This window comes from Acinetobacter sp. YH16052 (assembly GCF_013417155.1).
Classification (GTDB): Bacteria; Pseudomonadota; Gammaproteobacteria; order Pseudomonadales; family Moraxellaceae; genus Acinetobacter.
On record NZ_VPEO01000014.1, the window covers coordinates 77,295 to 92,531 of the forward strand.

General features: G+C 41.5%; 15 protein-coding genes. 6 read left to right on the forward strand and 9 right to left on the reverse strand.

The genetic code is table 11. The features are described 5' to 3' along the window. Nucleotides 1-114: 114 nt before the first annotated feature. A complete protein-coding gene (locus tag FTV42_RS10940; protein WP_071851681.1) occupies nt 115-738 on the reverse strand; it encodes a cation transporter in 624 nt (207 codons plus the stop codon). Nucleotides 739-824: 86 nt separating this feature from the next. On the opposite strand from FTV42_RS10940, the gene FTV42_RS10945 reads away from it, so the two are divergent. From FTV42_RS10945 to FTV42_RS10955, 3 genes are all read left to right on the forward strand, one after another. After that, on the forward strand, nt 825-1,235 hold the full coding sequence (locus tag FTV42_RS10945; protein ID WP_180038758.1) for a Cd(II)/Pb(II)-responsive transcriptional regulator: 411 nt from the start codon (nt 825-827) through the stop codon (nt 1,233-1,235). A 133-nt stretch (nt 1,236-1,368) separates the two neighbouring features. Continuing rightward, nucleotides 1,369-2,778, forward strand: a complete 1,410-nt coding sequence (gene yegQ / locus FTV42_RS10950; RefSeq protein WP_180038759.1) for a tRNA 5-hydroxyuridine modification protein YegQ — start codon at nt 1,369-1,371, stop codon at nt 2,776-2,778. Nucleotides 2,779-2,780: 2 nt separating this feature from the next. Further along, nucleotides 2,781-3,035, forward strand: coding sequence for a YfhL family 4Fe-4S dicluster ferredoxin (locus FTV42_RS10955; RefSeq protein ID WP_180038760.1), 255 nt, complete (start codon nt 2,781-2,783; stop codon nt 3,033-3,035). A gap of 248 nt (nt 3,036-3,283) precedes the next feature. Here FTV42_RS10955 and ahpF read toward each other — a convergent pair whose 3' ends face one another. From ahpF to FTV42_RS10990, 7 genes are all read right to left on the reverse strand, one after another. Beyond that, complete coding sequence (gene ahpF, locus FTV42_RS10960; protein ID WP_180038761.1) at nt 3,284-4,849, reverse strand: alkyl hydroperoxide reductase subunit F; 1,566 nt, start codon at nt 4,847-4,849, stop codon at nt 3,284-3,286. 244 nt (nt 4,850-5,093) lie between these two features. Further along, nucleotides 5,094-6,011, reverse strand: coding sequence for a hypothetical protein (locus FTV42_RS10965; RefSeq protein ID WP_180038762.1), 918 nt, complete (start codon nt 6,009-6,011; stop codon nt 5,094-5,096). 37 nt (nt 6,012-6,048) lie between these two features. Further along, nucleotides 6,049-7,182: a toxic anion resistance protein gene (locus FTV42_RS10970; RefSeq protein WP_180038763.1), complete on the reverse strand. Its 1,134-nt coding sequence runs from the start codon at nt 7,180-7,182 to the stop codon at nt 6,049-6,051. Between the two features lie 16 nt (nt 7,183-7,198). Then, the gene (locus FTV42_RS10975; RefSeq protein WP_180038764.1) at nt 7,199-7,990 is read right to left on the reverse strand and encodes a tellurium resistance protein; all 792 of its coding nucleotides are present in this window, start codon (nt 7,988-7,990) and stop codon (nt 7,199-7,201) included. 341 nt (nt 7,991-8,331) lie between these two features. Further along, nucleotides 8,332-8,736: a nucleoside diphosphate kinase regulator gene (rnk, locus tag FTV42_RS10980; RefSeq protein WP_044112091.1), complete on the reverse strand. Its 405-nt coding sequence runs from the start codon at nt 8,734-8,736 to the stop codon at nt 8,332-8,334. Nucleotides 8,737-9,241: 505 nt separating this feature from the next. Next, entirely contained in the window at nt 9,242-10,492 is a 1,251-nt protein-coding gene (glyA, locus tag FTV42_RS10985; protein WP_180038765.1) for a serine hydroxymethyltransferase, read from the reverse strand. 154 nt (nt 10,493-10,646) lie between these two features. After that, on the reverse strand, nt 10,647-11,894 hold the full coding sequence (locus FTV42_RS10990; RefSeq protein ID WP_180038766.1) for an alpha/beta fold hydrolase: 1,248 nt from the start codon (nt 11,892-11,894) through the stop codon (nt 10,647-10,649). A gap of 330 nt (nt 11,895-12,224) precedes the next feature. Between FTV42_RS10990 and FTV42_RS10995 the strand changes: the two genes are divergently transcribed. The 3 genes from FTV42_RS10995 (at nt 12,225) to FTV42_RS11005 (ending at nt 14,241) form a co-directional block, all read left to right on the forward strand. Then, complete coding sequence (locus FTV42_RS10995) at nt 12,225-12,923, forward strand: DUF3820 family protein (RefSeq protein ID WP_044112093.1); 699 nt, start codon at nt 12,225-12,227, stop codon at nt 12,921-12,923. A 101-nt stretch (nt 12,924-13,024) separates the two neighbouring features. Continuing rightward, a complete protein-coding gene (locus FTV42_RS11000) occupies nt 13,025-13,672 on the forward strand; it encodes a hypothetical protein (protein WP_180038767.1) in 648 nt (215 codons plus the stop codon). A 218-nt stretch (nt 13,673-13,890) separates the two neighbouring features. After that, nucleotides 13,891-14,241 carry a hypothetical protein gene (locus FTV42_RS11005; RefSeq protein ID WP_164543105.1) on the forward strand — a complete coding sequence of 117 codons (351 nt, stop codon included), beginning with the start codon at nt 13,891-13,893 and terminating at the stop codon, nt 14,239-14,241. Between the two features lie 252 nt (nt 14,242-14,493). Here the strand turns inward: FTV42_RS11005 and FTV42_RS11010 are convergent, their stop codons facing one another. After that, nucleotides 14,494-14,712, reverse strand: coding sequence for a hypothetical protein (locus tag FTV42_RS11010; protein WP_180038768.1), 219 nt, complete (start codon nt 14,710-14,712; stop codon nt 14,494-14,496). Between the last annotated feature and the right edge of the window lie 525 nt (nt 14,713-15,237).

Here is a 15,237-nt window from a genome sequence, read left to right on the forward strand (position 1 = left end):
ATTTCGCCAGAGATTCTAATTTAATTTGTTTATTTGTAAAGCTTTATTTTTCAAATATTATAAAAATGGAAATAAATAAAAAGCTGCCCTGCAGGACAGCTTTAAATATAAAAATTAGCTGGATTTATGTTTAAGTGATCTTTCTTCCAGAGACTGCTTAATCACTTGATAACCTGATGTGATGCCGAGTGTAGCGATAATTACAGCCACAATAATATCCGGCCAAAGACTGCCTGTACCAAATACGCCTACGGCTGCCAAAATGACCGCAAAGTTGCCAATTGCATCATTGCGACTACAGAGCCAGACCGACCGCATATTGGAATCACCTTCACGAAAAGCATAAAGAATTGCTGCTGTAAATACATTCGCTACTAAGGCCAGCACACCAATCAGGCCCATTGTCAGTGCTTCAGGTGGAATACCTTGCAGATAGGCATAAATCACTTTGCCAATCACTACCAGACCAAACAATGCCATGGTCATCCCCTTCACCAAAGCGACTGTTGCCCGCCAATAGAGGCTCGCACCTAGTACAGCCAAAGAAATTCCGTAATTGACGGCATCACCAAAGAAATCTAGCGCATCTGCCCACAAGGCCGATGAATGTGCATATGCACCACCGATCAGCTCCACTACAAATAAAGTGAAGTTCACCAGCAAGGCAATCCATAGCGCTGTTCTAAATTTGCTGTTGGGCTTGATGGGTGCCGGTTCAGGGCTACAACTACAGGCCATATCATTCCCCCAATGATTTTTTATATAAAATACGATAAATTGATTAGAAACTATGGACTAACTCCAAGGTCAAGCATGAGGGCGATATGTCAGTTTATTTGATTTCAGAAATGGCCAAAAAGACTGGTCTAAGCACTGATACCCTACGTTTTTATGAGAAAAAAGGCTTTATTCAGCCGAATTTTCGAGCAAGTAATCAGTATCGTTATTATGGTGAAGACGCATTAAAAAGACTGCTTTTTATCAAGCGTTGTCGCGCCTTGGACATGTCATTAAAAGAGATAGAAACCCTGATTCAACTTGAACAAAATCCAGAGCAGGAATGCTGTGCTGTCAACCAACTGATTGATCAGCATCTTTTGGATATTTCAAATAAAATTAAAGAATTACAGATATTTGAACAGCAACTAATAATACTTAGAGAAAGTTGCAATACCCCGACCACGATTGATCATTGCCAGATTTTAAAAACGCTTGAAAACCCTGAAAATGACTGAATATTGAAGATATTTTATGGAGAATTCTTTACTTAAAAAAGAACTTTGTTTTACCTCCAAATCGCGTATTTCCGAGTGATTTACTAGGTTGAATCCAAATTCCAGATGATTAGAATAAAGCCGTACTTTTTATATGTCTTTCGATTTGATCATGAGCATTACCACCGTTACTGAACTTCTCTCACCTGCTGGCTCACTCAAAAATATGCGCTACGCTTTTGCTTATGGTGCAGATGCAGTCTATGCCGGCCAGCCGCGCTATAGCCTGCGTGTTCGTAATAATGAATTTGACCATGACAATTTAGCGATTGGCATCAAAGAAGCACACGAGCTTGGCAAAAAATTCTATGTGGTGGTCAATATCCAGCCGCACAACTCCAAGCTGAAAAATTTTATTCGCGACTTGGAACCTGTGGTCGCGATGCAGCCGGATGCGCTGATCATGTCCGATCCAGGTCTGATCATGCTGGTGCGTGAACATTTTCCAGAGATGGATATTCATCTCTCTGTTCAGGCCAATGCCGTGAACTGGGCAACTGTGAAATTCTGGAAAAACATGGGGCTGACCCGTGTGATTCTGTCACGTGAACTGTCGATTGAAGAAATTGCAGAAATCAAACAGCACGTGCCCGATATGGAGATTGAAGTCTTCGTGCATGGTGCGCTCTGTATGGCTTACTCTGGTCGCTGCATGCTATCTGGCTACATGAACAAGCGTGATGCCAACCAGGGTGCCTGCACCAATGCCTGCCGCTGGGAATATAAAGTTCTGGATGCCAAGGAAGATGAAACCGGTGATGTCATTCCGGTAAAAAATCTGGATTCAGGCTGCTGCTCAAAAGATGCCGACGAACAACACATGCAAGAACAACATCAGTTTGATGAGCCTGTGCTATTGCAGCGGAATGATGAAGATATGTTTGCCGCAGAAGAAGATGAACACGGCACTTATTTCATGAATTCCAAAGATCTGCGAGCTGTTCAGCATGTAGAGCGACTAACCAAAGTAGGTGTACATTCACTGAAGATTGAAGGCCGTACCAAGTCTTATTTCTATTGCGCCCGTACTGCTCAAATTTACCGTAAAGCGATTGATGATGCGTTGGCTGGTAAACCTTTTGACCCGTCACTGATGACACAATTAGAAGGCTTAGCGAATCGTGGTTATACCGAAGGTTTTCTGCGCCGCCATGTGCATAGTGAATATCAGAATTATGAACATGGTTCTTCCAGTTTTGATCATCAAATTTTCTGCGGTGAGGTGCTGGAACGTAATGGCGATTACATCAAGATTGATGTGAAAAATCGCTTTGTGGTGGGTGACTCACTCGAACTGATGACCACCAAAGGCAATATCAGCTTTACTTTAACCAAAATGAAAGACAAAAAAGGTAATCTGATCGAAGACGCCAAAGGTTCAGGTCATATTGTCGAAATTCCAGTTCCAGCAGATGTTGATATGCAATATGCCCTGCTCATCCGTAATCTGCCAAGCTCAACTGTGGATATTTCGGCATCTTCACTGGCTTATCAAGCGAGTTAAATATGGCACTGCTAATTACCGACAAATGCATCAATTGCGATATGTGTTTACCGGAATGCCCGAATGACGCGATTTATGAGGGTGCCAAAGTCTATGAAATTGATGTGAACCGTTGTACTGAATGCGTCGGTTTTTATGAGCATCAAACCTGTGTGGATGTTTGTCCGATTGAATGCATTATTCCACATCCGGAGTATCGGGAAACACAGGAGCAATTACTGGAAAAATTTAAGGGTTTGAACTTATTTAAATCTTAAAAATGAAGCGATGGAATAAACATTGCTTTAGGTAAAGACAACCTTGGGGAAAGTATAAAAATAAGGGTTGAAAACAAAAAGTGAGAGGCAAAGAACAGCTGAAAGTGTGTGGGGACACTTTTGGCTGATCCAATAATAAATATAAAAAAAGGAACTCGGGTGTTAGCGTCCTGAGTTCCTATAAAGCGATAATAATATATTTATAAGATATAGCACCTCGGTTTTGGGGAACCCAGGTGCTATTTTTTTTATTGCCCCGAACGGATGATGTAATCAAAGGCAGACAATGACGCCTTGGCACCTTCACCGGTCGCGATGATGATCTGCTTGTACGGCACGGTGGTACAGTCACCTGCTGCAAATACCCCTTTGACATTGGTTTCGTTTCGGTCGTTAATCACAATCTCACCACGGTTCGTTAATTCAACTTGGGTTTCTTTCAGGAAGTCCGTATTTGGCAACAAACCGATTTGCACGAAGATCCCCGCCAGCTCAACCACATGTTCTTCATCTGTGGCACGGTCTTTGTATTTCAGACCAGTCACTTGAGAACCATCACCAACCACTTCTGTAGATAAAGCATTTTTGATCACGGTGGTATTCGGCAAGCTGTTCAGCTTGTCTTGCAGCACCTGATCCGCACGCAGCTTGGTATCAAATTCCACCAAAGTCACATGCTCCACAATCCCCGCCAGATCAATCGCGGCTTCTACACCTGAGTTACCGCCACCAATCACAGCGACACGCTTGCCTTTGAACAGTGGACCATCACAGTGCGGGCAGTATGCCACACCACGGGTTTTGTATTCCTGTTCACCCGGTACATTCATTTCTCTCCAGCGTGCACCGGTCGACAGGATCACAGTCTTCGATTTAAGTTTTGCACCATTCTCTAAAGTCACTTCCACCAGACCATTGGTCGTTTCATCAGCCCCTTTGATATTGGATACCCGTTGCAGGTTCATGATGTCGACACCATATTCACGCACGTGGGCTTCCATCTCGGCAGCAAATTTAGGACCTTGGGTCTTCTGTACAGACGTAAAGTTTTCAATGTCCATGGTATCCATGACCTGACCGCCCATGCGCTCCGCCACGATCCCGGTTTTAATACCTTTACGCGCTGCATAGATGGCTGAAGTATTGCCTGCAGGTCCACCACCAATCACCAGGACATCAAAGGCGTCTTTGGCATTCAGCTTTTCCGCATCTTTGGTAGCGGCATTGCTATCCAGCTTGGCAATGATTTCTTCCAGCGTCATACGACCCTGACCGATATGCTGGTTGTCCTGGAATACCATCGGCACCGCCATGATCTTGCGTTCTTCGACTTCGTCTTGGAAGAAAGCCCCATCAATCATGGTAGCAGTGGTACCCGGGTTATAGATGGCAATCAGGTTGAGTGCCTGAACCACATCCGGACAGTTATGACAGCTTAAAGACACAAATACATCGAAATTAGATTGAACACCCAGGCTTTTGATATTCGCCAGCACTTCCTCAGAGACTTTCGGTGCATAACCGGAAGTTTGCAGTAATGCCAGAATCAGGGAAGTAAACTCATGGCCCATTGGCAAGCCTGCAAAGAATACACGTGGTTCTTCACCTTGCTTGGCAATCCCGAAACTTGGCGCACGTTTATTGGTCCCGTCAAAGCGTGCAGTGACCAGGTCAGACAGTGCAGCAACCTCGGACACCAGTTCCCGGATTTTGGCTGATTTGTCAGAGCCGTCTAAAGTCGCGACCAGTTCAATCGGGCCTTCCAGGCGTTCAAGTAAGGTTTTAAGTTGAGCTGAAGTATTTTGATCTAACATTGCTAACGTCTCCAAAGGAGTAAATGTTTATTTGATAACAGGATATTAAATGAATTGAACAAATAGGTAAAACAGTTTGTTTTTATTTTATTAATCGATATTTTAGATTAAAAATCCAATCATAGATTTTATGCTGATTCATATTAATTTTTGGGCGGTGCCGATTAAATTGAATATTTTGACTTAAAAATAACGTTAAATTTTTATCAAAAAAATGCTCCCTATTCAGGAGCATTTTGGGAAATTAATGAATCCGCTGTTCGATACGCAGAGAACGACCCTTGATTGAGTTGGCCAAGAAAAACAAGATTAGGCTAAGTAGTGCCGATAAAATAGCAACACCAATAATAACCAGATTCGTGATCTGACTTAACTGATCCGCCTGTTGTACCTGCGTATTTACACTCTTGGCGACTGATGTCATGGCTTGACCATAGACCTGTTGCTGCATGGTCCAAATTTGTTCAGGCTTGAAACCATATTGTTCAAATTTAGGATCCTGTTTTTCTGCTTCAACCAAATTTAAAACATAAGGTTTTGCGGCAGATAAATCTTGAGGCTTATGCAGCAATGCCGTTTGCGCCAATAAATAAGATTTCACCGGTGCTGCAATCTCTGAATCAGCCAGGTAACGGGCGATTTCACTATCATTGATATTACTATCGTAATACACCACTTGCTGATAAGCATCATCCCGATCATTGCGCAGATCATGCTGCCAGTAAGTTAAGCCTGACCAAATTACGATAAAAGCAATCAGCCAGGCGACAAATTTCAGCACAAAAGACTGAAAGCGCACATAAAAGAAACGCAACTTTTTCAGTAAGCCAATCACAAAAAATGCACCGATGAAAGAGGCAAAAATTTTAATAATCAGCCAGCCAAACCAGCTCAGCAAACTAAAAAAATAATCTGGACTATCACCAATGCTGGCCAGTGTGGCATCTACACTGACCGGCAAATGCAATTGCTGTACTTGGGTACTCAGGCCAAAAAAACCATAAATCAGTTCCTGCTGGAAAAATAGGCTGATCAGTGAGGCTATAAATACGGTAGAGGTGGTCAAACCCAATAGCATCAAATTGCGTTGACGTTTCTTGAGTGCAACTACCCCCTGCTTGATGTCCTGAGGCTTAACGGCGTATTCATCTAAGGGCGGCAATCTCTACTCCTTCTTTCAGATTTTGGCCCTACCTGATTTAGTTGGGCTTGGATCCACTGGTACTTGATTCAATCACCAAGTGATTCAGATTATCCTGCAAAGCTTTCAAACGCACGGTTGCTTCTGTGCGTTTTTGTACACCTTCTTTCTGGATCTGAATCACATCATTTACAGTTTTAATGAGGGTGTTTTGCACATGTTCAAGCGTTTCGATGTCAATCACTGAACGTTGGTTGGCTTTAGCCGTATCAACCGAGTTCTGATGTAACAGGTCAGCATTACGGCGCAGCAGCTCGTTGGTAGCATCATCAATGGTATTGGCCAGCTGTACACTGTTCTTCTGTTCACTCAACGAAATCGCCAGACTGATCTGGTTTTTCCACGCCGGTAAAGTAATGTTTTTAATCGCATAGAACTTGTCGACCAACATCAGGTTATTCGACTGGATAATCCGGATCATTGGCAAGGTCTGCATGGCAGATTGCTGCAGTACCTGTAAATCACTGACACGTTTTTCCAGATTATTGGCCAGATGGTTCAGGTCATAAATTTTCTGGGTGGTGCTCTGATCTTGCGGCAAGGCGGTTAAAGCGGAAATTTCCTGTTGCAGCTCCTGTTCGCGTAAACGTCCTGCGGCGATATGCACCCCGAGCTGTTTATATTCATCCTGTACCCCGTCAAACATTTTATCCAGGGTATCAACACGTGCTTTCAAACCGGATTGCGAGGTTTCAATCTCTTTCACCAGTACATCTAACTGCTCTTTAGTGGTATTGAAATGCGCATCAAAGTTATCTTTCGCACCTTTGAATTTACTAATGATATTGCCAAAAAAACCCGAGCTTTTCTTTTTATTGAGAATACTGCTGGTATTTAGCTGCTGCGCCACCTGTACCACCTGATTCAGCTTCTGTCCTGTCGCATCCAGATCTCTATTTTGCACCAGATTCAGTAATTCATCGGTATAGGTCGAAGTTTTGGTCGCAATATTTTTGCCATATTCAGCCACGCTGTTATGACTCATGTTCTGCAACTCTTTACGTGCAGCCAGCACCTCCTGAAAGTCAGCAGACTGTAAGCCCAATTCTTTCAGGTCCATTTGCTGGAATTTTTGTTCGACCAGTTCATTCGAGCTTTCAACAGGTAAATTTACTAAATCAGACTTGGTCATAGTTCACCTTATATTGTTATGTTTTCGAGGGTTTCTCGAGGGATTTTTTTAACGTTTTAATCAGACTCTCACGGCTATTATCAAGTTTTTCCAGATTACTTGTCGAGTGTTTCGTCTGGCTTTGTTTGACATGATATTGCCAGGCCGGAATCAAGACCTGCTGTGCTTCCTTAAAGCGATCCAGCAGGCTAAAGGAAAGCTGCTGCGAAAGCTGCATCTGGGTAATGGCGATGTCATTACTGCTTTGCAAGGTACGTAAGGTATTAATTTTCTTGGAGAGGCGTTCTGAAAAATTATCCAAGGGATGCTGGTTTTTGACGAATAGCGGATATTCAGACAGAAACTCGTCTGCTGCGACAATGTGCTTGGCCATCTGTTCGCGCAACCCCAAAAGCTGCTGAAAACGCGACTGCGATTTCTGAATTTCAATCTGTAATTTACGGCTTAAGTGATCGGCCTGATCGAGCAAACGGTCTAGCCGTTGATAATATTCCACCTGACTTGAGCCATAATCCAGATCGATGCCTAGCCATTTCTGTAGGGCATTAAATTTACGTTTTTTCAGATATTTTTTAGATTCTGCCAAAGCCTGAATCAATTGCTCAATGGTATGGCTTAACTGTTGGGTCAAGTGCGGATCTACACCATTCAGTAGAACGGACTGTGCCTGAATCAAAGCATCTGCATAATGATTCAGCCCATATTGATTATCCAGTACAGGCACAAGCTCATTACGCTTAATCGCCAGAATTTCCTCACGATCAAGCATCATGTCAGTCAAGGCAGGTAGAGCTTCAAAGCGCGACATGGTTGAGGCGATATCCTTTAAAAAAGTGAAACAAAGAAGTCTAGAACATCTTCGAATGTAGCAAAAAAACAGACTGCGTTGTGTATATTTATCCAGAAATTCGTTACATCACTTTAACTAAATCCATGTTTTATCTTTATTTTAATTATGATTTTGGCAAGACAATCCAATTACAGAGATAAATGGCTACGTAGCATCTTGAGAATTGTTTAACTTTAAGCATTTAGAACTTTAAAATGTATTCAATCTGATCTAAATGCTTACAACACCAGGTTTTACTTAAAATCCATATACAAAAAAAGCCATATTGCTATGGCTTTCAAGGATGATCCAACGCTGGCTTAAAGATAATCCCCTTCGCTCTCCGGCTGAAACAGCACTTTTTCAATGGTTACTTTCATGGTATGACCATCCGGTTGTGGCCATTCAATGGTTTGACCTTCTGCTAAGCCCAAAATGGCTGCACCTATTGGTGCGACCACATTGACCTGCCCCTTTTCACCTTTAAATTCGTGTGGGTAAACCAGTGTCACCTCAACAGCTTCCGTAGAAGGTGCAATGGTCAGCAACACACGGGAATGCATGGTCACGATATTGCTTGCGATCGCTTGCGGCTCGACCACTTCGGCACGTGCCAATTCATCCTCTAAGCGGATCATGGTTTCACTCAGCTTGCTCTGATTCTCCAGCATCGTTTCCAGACGATGTAAATCTTGCTCAGATAAAATAATGTTGGGTTTAGTCATCCTTATTACCTTGTTTAATGCATAAATGAAAAATTAATCAATCAACCGCCAGCAGCATTTTTAAATACAGGATTTACCCATATTCAAATGATACCGATCCATATAACGTTTAAATAAAAAGAATGATGTCATTCACGGCGCTTATATCAGCACCACCTTACAGTAACATGGGATTCACTCAAGCGCTTCATCTACCATGATCTTCAGCTCAATAACCTATTAGTTTTAAAGTGTCAGGTTCTGAAAATAATTCCTGTAAATAATTTCAAGCAAAGCGTGCAACGAATGCATCCATTCTTTTAAAGCATTTTAAAATACCAATAGTTGATAAAAGACTTTAAGCCAGATTGAGAAAAACTCAATATGATTTTATTGATGACTCAATCTCTTACGGCAAGGAAATCGATCTATGTAAGTCCGATCAAGGCCAAACATCTTTTATATCGTTATTTTTACAGCTATAAAAAAAGCTCCCGGTTGGGAGCTCCTTTCCGTTTATAAGCAATTATGCATAAACTGGGAATTTAGCACATACCGCTGCAACTTTTTCTTTAACCGCGTTGATCACAGCTTCATCGCCTTTCGCATCAAGGATGTCAGCGATCCAGCCTGCGAGCTCACGCACTTCAGCTTCACTGAAACCGCGAGTTGTTACTGCAGGTGTACCGATACGGATACCTGAAGTGACGAACGGAGAGCGTGGATCGTTTGGTACAGAGTTTTTGTTCACAGTAATGTGAGCAGCACCTAACCAAGCATCAGCTTCTTTACCTGTGATGTCTTGTTTGATTAAAGACAATAAGAACAAATGGTTTTCAGTACCGCCAGAAACTACGTCATAACCACGAGCGATTAATACTTCAGCCATTGCTTTCGCATTTACCACAACTTGTTGTTGGTAAGCTTTGTATTCAGGTGCCATTGCTTCTTTAAAGCAGATTGCTTTTGCAGCAATTGCGTGAACCAAAGGACCACCCTGGTTGCCTGGGAATACAGCCGATTGAAGTTTCTTCTCGATTTCTTCGTTTGCTTTCGCAAGAATAAGACCAGAACGTGGACCACGAAGTGTTTTGTGAGTCGTCGTCGTCGTAACGTCAGCAATTTGCACCGGGCTTGGGTAAACGCCAGCAGCAACTAAACCTGCAACGTGAGCCATATCAACAAACAGATAAGCGCCAACTTTGTCCGCGATTTCACGGAAACGCTGCCAGTCAACGATCTGGCTGTATGCAGAGAAACCAGCAACGATCATGCGTGGCTTATGCTCAAGCGCTAAACGCTCAACTTCTTCGTAATCGATCTCGCCAGTTTCAGGGTTTAAACCGTACTGAATCGCATTATATGTTTTACCAGAGAAGCTTACTTTTGCACCGTGAGTCAAGTGACCACCGTGAGCAAGGCTCATACCCAGAACTGTATCGCCCGGGTTCAGAAGCGCTAAGTAAACTGCTGAGTTTGCTTGTGAACCAGCATGTGGCTGAACGTTAGCATAATCAGCACCAAAGAGTTCTTTAGCACGGTCAATCGCCAATTGTTCGATAACGTCTACATACTCGCAACCGCCATAGTAGCGTTTACCTGGGTAGCCTTCCGCATATTTGTTAGTAAGTTTTGAACCTTGAGCTTCCATAACTGCTGGTGAGCAGTAGTTTTCAGAAGCGATTAGCTCAATATGAGCTTCTTGACGAGCATCTTCATTCGAGATTGCTTGAGCTAATTCTGGATCAAATTCAGCGATAGAGATATTGGCAAACATTAGCGAGGTCCTATTGATTTAGGGCTTTTAAGCCGTGCTAAGATTGGCGCGTATTGTAGCATGAAGTTTTAAATTTTCGATCATGAACTTTATTCAGTTTGCAATAAAAATGGCTCATGTCTAAAAAAACATGAGCCATTCAGATAAAAATAAGTTATTGAATTGGCATTAGAGATTTTACATCTGAAATAATATTAGGAATATTCAGTGCATAGACACTACCATGATCCCATTTAGTCACATTTGACTCATCCGTAATATAACGTACTGAAGTTTGTTTCTGATTGGCGAGTGCAACTAAAACATCTGTTGCTGCTTTGGGAACGGTACTATCTGCTGAACCCTGATAAATAATCACTGGCGTAGAAACTTTAACAAGTAAAGGCTGAGAATCTTTTTCTAAGAAGCTCTTTACGACTGGAATACTCATAAAGTTAGTTTGAGTACGAGGATAATTATTTACTGAGTTATTATTTGATTGTGCATAAGCATACATTGCAGTACCAAATTTCTGGCCTAATACATCATAGCAATCAGTTTCTGCATTTTTCGCGATTTCGTCGGTTGGTGTTTTAAAAATCTGACTATATTGCAAATTTGGGTTCGGGTTACGCAAACCGGCAACAATCAATGCAGTAAAGGTATCTAAAGATGCTAAAGTTCCAATTTTTTTATCCAGATTTGTTTCTTGTCCCGCCTGTTGTTCACCTCCTGTCAAAATCAGATTGAAATTTGAAGCCGGTGCTAAAGCTACCGTACCTTTATAGGTCATCTTAGAAGCACGTGCTGCATATTGCGCAGCACCTAAAGCTGCCTGGCCACCTTGAGAATGCCCTACTGCAACCCATTGATTGGACGCTTGTGAACCTAAATAATTTCGTGCAGCCACAACTGCATCAGTAATAGAATAAGCTTCACTTTTCAGATTCAAGAAAGGATGAAGTTCTTTTCCACTTGGCTCTCCCAAACCTTCATAGTCAGGTGCCACTACAATATAGCCAGCTTGGAGAAACCCGCCAATCATGGCTTTGATATAATCATTCAGCGCTTTTCGACTCGGCGCACACTGATCAGCTACACCGGTAGTTCCATGTGCCCATGCCACAATTGGCCAGCCTGTAGCTGGAGGCGTTCCCTCGGGTGTGAAAACTAATGCAGTAGCTTGTGTTTCCTTACCATTAATTCCTAACATCTTATAAGTCATGATCACACTTTCGTCAGCGATCCCGGAGAAATCAGTTTGAGTATAGGCTACAGGTGTTGCCACGACTGGATTATCGATATTATTTACTGGAACAGCAGGTTTGGACTCGTAAAAACGATCATTATCACTATCATCGTTACAAGCAGTTAAGGCTACACTTAATGTGAGAAGAGCACAGGTCAATACTTGACGTTTCATCGATCTTATCCTTATCTTATTTATTATCATCTCTAATGAGTTTTTCTGGTTTTATCTTTAACAAACGATAAAACTACATGTAATTTCCCAATTTATCTAAACAATATCAAGAAAAGAATGCGTTATTTTTTCTATTAAATTCGCGCCAGTTTAGATTTATTATGAAATCAGCCAACTTAAGAATAGAGAATTTCCTATTCCCAGAACTATCAAATAGTCGTCATACGTTAAAAAGCCTGCAATTAATACAGAAATAAAGCAATTCAATTGTCAGTTGCAAAATAATAATGTTAGATTTTACTCTCCTCTCTTTTCAGGCACATTTCCGACATGCAGGCCATTATTCTTGATACCGAAACGCATACTTTAAATGGCCAACCCATCGAAATTGCTTATGCGCCTGTCGAAATTGTAGAGCATAAAATCAGTCTGGATAAAAGCCGCCTGTTTGATCAGCTCTACTCATGTGACGAAGCTATTTCTTTTGCTGCCATGGCCGTGCATCATATTCTGGAATCGGATCTGGAAGGTCAGCCGCATTACAGTACCTTTCGCCTGCCTGATGAAACCGTCTACATGATCGGCCATAATATTGATTATGACGTCCGTGCCATCGAAAAATGTGGCGTAGATACTTCAAAAATCAAGGCGATTTGTACACTGGCTTTAGCACGTCGGGTCTGGCCAGATGCGGAAGCACACAATATTTCTGCCCTGATTTATATGATCACCAAAGGCAGCGAAAGAGCGCGTGAAATGATCCGTAAAGCGCATCGTGCCGATATGGATATTATTTTAACTGCTAATATTTTGATGCATATTGTGCATCATTTAAAAATCAACAGTATGCAGGAATTATTCGACGCTTCTGAAGATGCCCGAATTCCACGTACGATTAATTTTGGCAAACATCGCGGTACTGCCATCGCCGAACTTCCTACTGACTATGTGCAATGGCTATTGCGTCAGGATGAACTGGATCCTTATTTACGTAAGGCCCTTGAAAATACGGCGATCACGACATTATAGGTCTTATCAAAATAAACCTCAGTATTTTAATAAATACTTCATATTAATGTAATTTTCACAGACTATGCTCTAGCTGAATTTAAGCAACCATCTATTCAGTTATGATGCATTTTTATAAAACTCAACGTGGGATCGAGGTGCTACAGGATCGCTCCATCCCACTGACCGCACGCCAACGCCGCTTATTGGTTCTGATCGGCAGCCAGGATTTCAACTTATTAAATGATGGCTTAAAGCAGCAGCTTGCTCCTGCCGAACTCTTAGATCAGCTTTATGCCATGGATTTAATTATTCCAGCTGAAACGGGCGAGGTAGCCATCAGTCAAAAGCAGGCTGATGCAAGAACAGATACAAAAGTTGACCTGGCACACTCCGAGATTCACCGATCGTTGGACTCATCGATAGCAGCAGCTTCTGCGACAAAAGAACTCCATCCTGAGATGGAATCCATTAAAGTAGCGCAGGACATTCCATCTGCTGAAACGGATTCAAGCCATGCAAAAAAGCTGCCTGAACTGCAACCTATGTCTTTTGAAGACCTTAAATATATGATGATGGAAAGCTTACAAAAATATTGTGGCTTGATGGCCAAGCAGCAAATTCATCAGATTTTACAGGCGCCGGATACGCGCAGTTTAAAACTGTGCCAAATGCAATGGATCACGTCCCTTCAGGAAAGCCGTATTGCTCCCCAAGAATTGAATCACATTCTGAAGCAGATCAATTTTGCTTTAGATCAATTGCAGTAAAATGAAGCGCCTGAATAAGAACATCTTAGTCTTTTAAACTCTTAAATAAGTGAGTTTAATAATGAGGCAGCTTTAATTATTCAAAATAACTAATTGGTTATTTGATATATTTATATTTAAGCAAAATTTAAAGCTCGAAATATCCGACTTAAGCGTGATAGAAAAAGAATTATAATCCCGCCATATAGTGAGCATAGACATCCGATTGGATCATGTATATGTCACATTATTTAGAATTCGATGCGTTCGATAATCCCATGCAACTGAGTAAAGTTGGCAATTGGGTAATTACCTTTTTAAGTCCGGTTGAAGAACTGCAATTTGTGCAACTGGCGATCACCTATGTACTTCCCCGCCAGATCAGTGACAGCTTGCAACCGCGCCGTGTGTTGATTCAAAAAAGTCCCATTGAGCATCATTGGCTGATCCAGGCCATTGAATGTTTTGACAGCACGACTCGTCAGGAAATTTCTTTAAGCCCTGAGCATACAATCGCACAGCAAACTTTAGTGCAGATTCTAAAAGATTTTGAAAAATATGATGTGAATGTGCAGCTTAAACAGATTTAAATATTTGCTCACTCCAGCGAGCTTTTTTATTGTTATGGGATATTTCTTCGGCCAATTAAAGCCCATTATCACGTTGTCTTCTCTTAGATATTGAATCAGAAGCTGATTATAGCTGCATACAGTAGTATCCAAGCTAGCAAACACCAAAGTATAAAAAACTCACCTAAATGGTGAGTTTTTTAACTGCTGAATCGGTGATTTCGGATAAATAAGTTCAATTTTTTTCTACCTATCTGAAGTTCACTGATTAAATTATTCGACAACGCGATAAATATTTGAAGATTGTTGGCTTTCAAATAATAGCTCAATACTCGGCAGAATCGTTTCACCATCTACCACGATATGTTCAATTTTTTTGACCAACTCAGCTGCATGATGAATGTTGTGCTCTGCAAAGGAACGCAGCATCGCTTTCGCTTCAGTCACTTGACTAAATTGATCTTTTACCTTGATATCAATCATTTTTGACATTTTTCCTTCCTCTCTCATTATCCAATTTGCAGTTTTTTATACCATAATTAGCCAAGCGATTAGTCTTCAAGATGTTAGCGAATTTGGCAGTGTAAACTTTTTTATCTGGATGGATTATAAGAAAAAGAATATTAAACTGAATGAATTGCGCAGACATTAAAAAAGCTCGCATTTCTGCGAGCTCTGTGTTGGATGGCTAGTGCTAGATTTATTGTCTGGTAATAAACATCAAACTCAACTAACTGTCATTGATCCGTCCAACTTATCGGTAGCGTCTTATTGGTTTTACGACCTACCATGAGTTCAATATAGCAGTATTTTTTTAACCGACAATACTCTTTTACACTTCTAAAAGAAGACTTATACAAGATTTTAATTGTCATTTTTTTAAAGCAGATTAGGGCGTGTCCTCATTTGAAGAATTGGTTTTAAATACTTAAAATCCTCCTTTGAGTTATTTTTATTTCTATATTTTCAATGGCACGTACTCTTCTTACCGATGATATCTGGCAGCAAATTCAAGAT

What these genes read in the sequence shown, in the direction of transcription:
- glyA (WP_180038765.1), bottom strand. Translation starts at nt 10,492, where the DNA reads ATGTTTGCCAATATCTCTATCGCTGAATTTGATCCAGAATTAGCTCAA.
- FTV42_RS11010 (WP_180038768.1), bottom strand. Translation starts at nt 14,712, where the DNA reads ATGTCAAAAATGATTGATATCAAGGTAAAAGATCAATTTAGTCAAGTG.
- FTV42_RS11000 (WP_180038767.1), top strand. Translation starts at nt 13,025, where the DNA reads ATGATGCATTTTTATAAAACTCAACGTGGGATCGAGGTGCTACAGGAT.
- FTV42_RS10990 (WP_180038766.1), bottom strand. Translation starts at nt 11,894, where the DNA reads ATGAAACGTCAAGTATTGACCTGTGCTCTTCTCACATTAAGTGTAGCC.
- FTV42_RS10940 (WP_071851681.1), bottom strand. Translation starts at nt 738, where the DNA reads ATGGCCTGTAGTTGTAGCCCTGAACCGGCACCCATCAAGCCCAACAGC.
- FTV42_RS10955 (WP_180038760.1), top strand. Translation starts at nt 2,781, where the DNA reads ATGGCACTGCTAATTACCGACAAATGCATCAATTGCGATATGTGTTTA.
- FTV42_RS10945 (WP_180038758.1), top strand. Translation starts at nt 825, where the DNA reads ATGTCAGTTTATTTGATTTCAGAAATGGCCAAAAAGACTGGTCTAAGC.
- FTV42_RS11005 (WP_164543105.1), top strand. Translation starts at nt 13,891, where the DNA reads ATGTCACATTATTTAGAATTCGATGCGTTCGATAATCCCATGCAACTG.
- ahpF (WP_180038761.1), bottom strand. Translation starts at nt 4,849, where the DNA reads ATGTTAGATCAAAATACTTCAGCTCAACTTAAAACCTTACTTGAACGC.
- FTV42_RS10975 (WP_180038764.1), bottom strand. Translation starts at nt 7,990, where the DNA reads ATGTCGCGCTTTGAAGCTCTACCTGCCTTGACTGACATGATGCTTGAT.
- FTV42_RS10995 (WP_044112093.1), top strand. Translation starts at nt 12,225, where the DNA reads ATGCAGGCCATTATTCTTGATACCGAAACGCATACTTTAAATGGCCAA.
- FTV42_RS10970 (WP_180038763.1), bottom strand. Translation starts at nt 7,182, where the DNA reads ATGACCAAGTCTGATTTAGTAAATTTACCTGTTGAAAGCTCGAATGAA.
- yegQ (WP_180038759.1), top strand. Translation starts at nt 1,369, where the DNA reads ATGTCTTTCGATTTGATCATGAGCATTACCACCGTTACTGAACTTCTC.
- rnk (WP_044112091.1), bottom strand. Translation starts at nt 8,736, where the DNA reads ATGACTAAACCCAACATTATTTTATCTGAGCAAGATTTACATCGTCTG.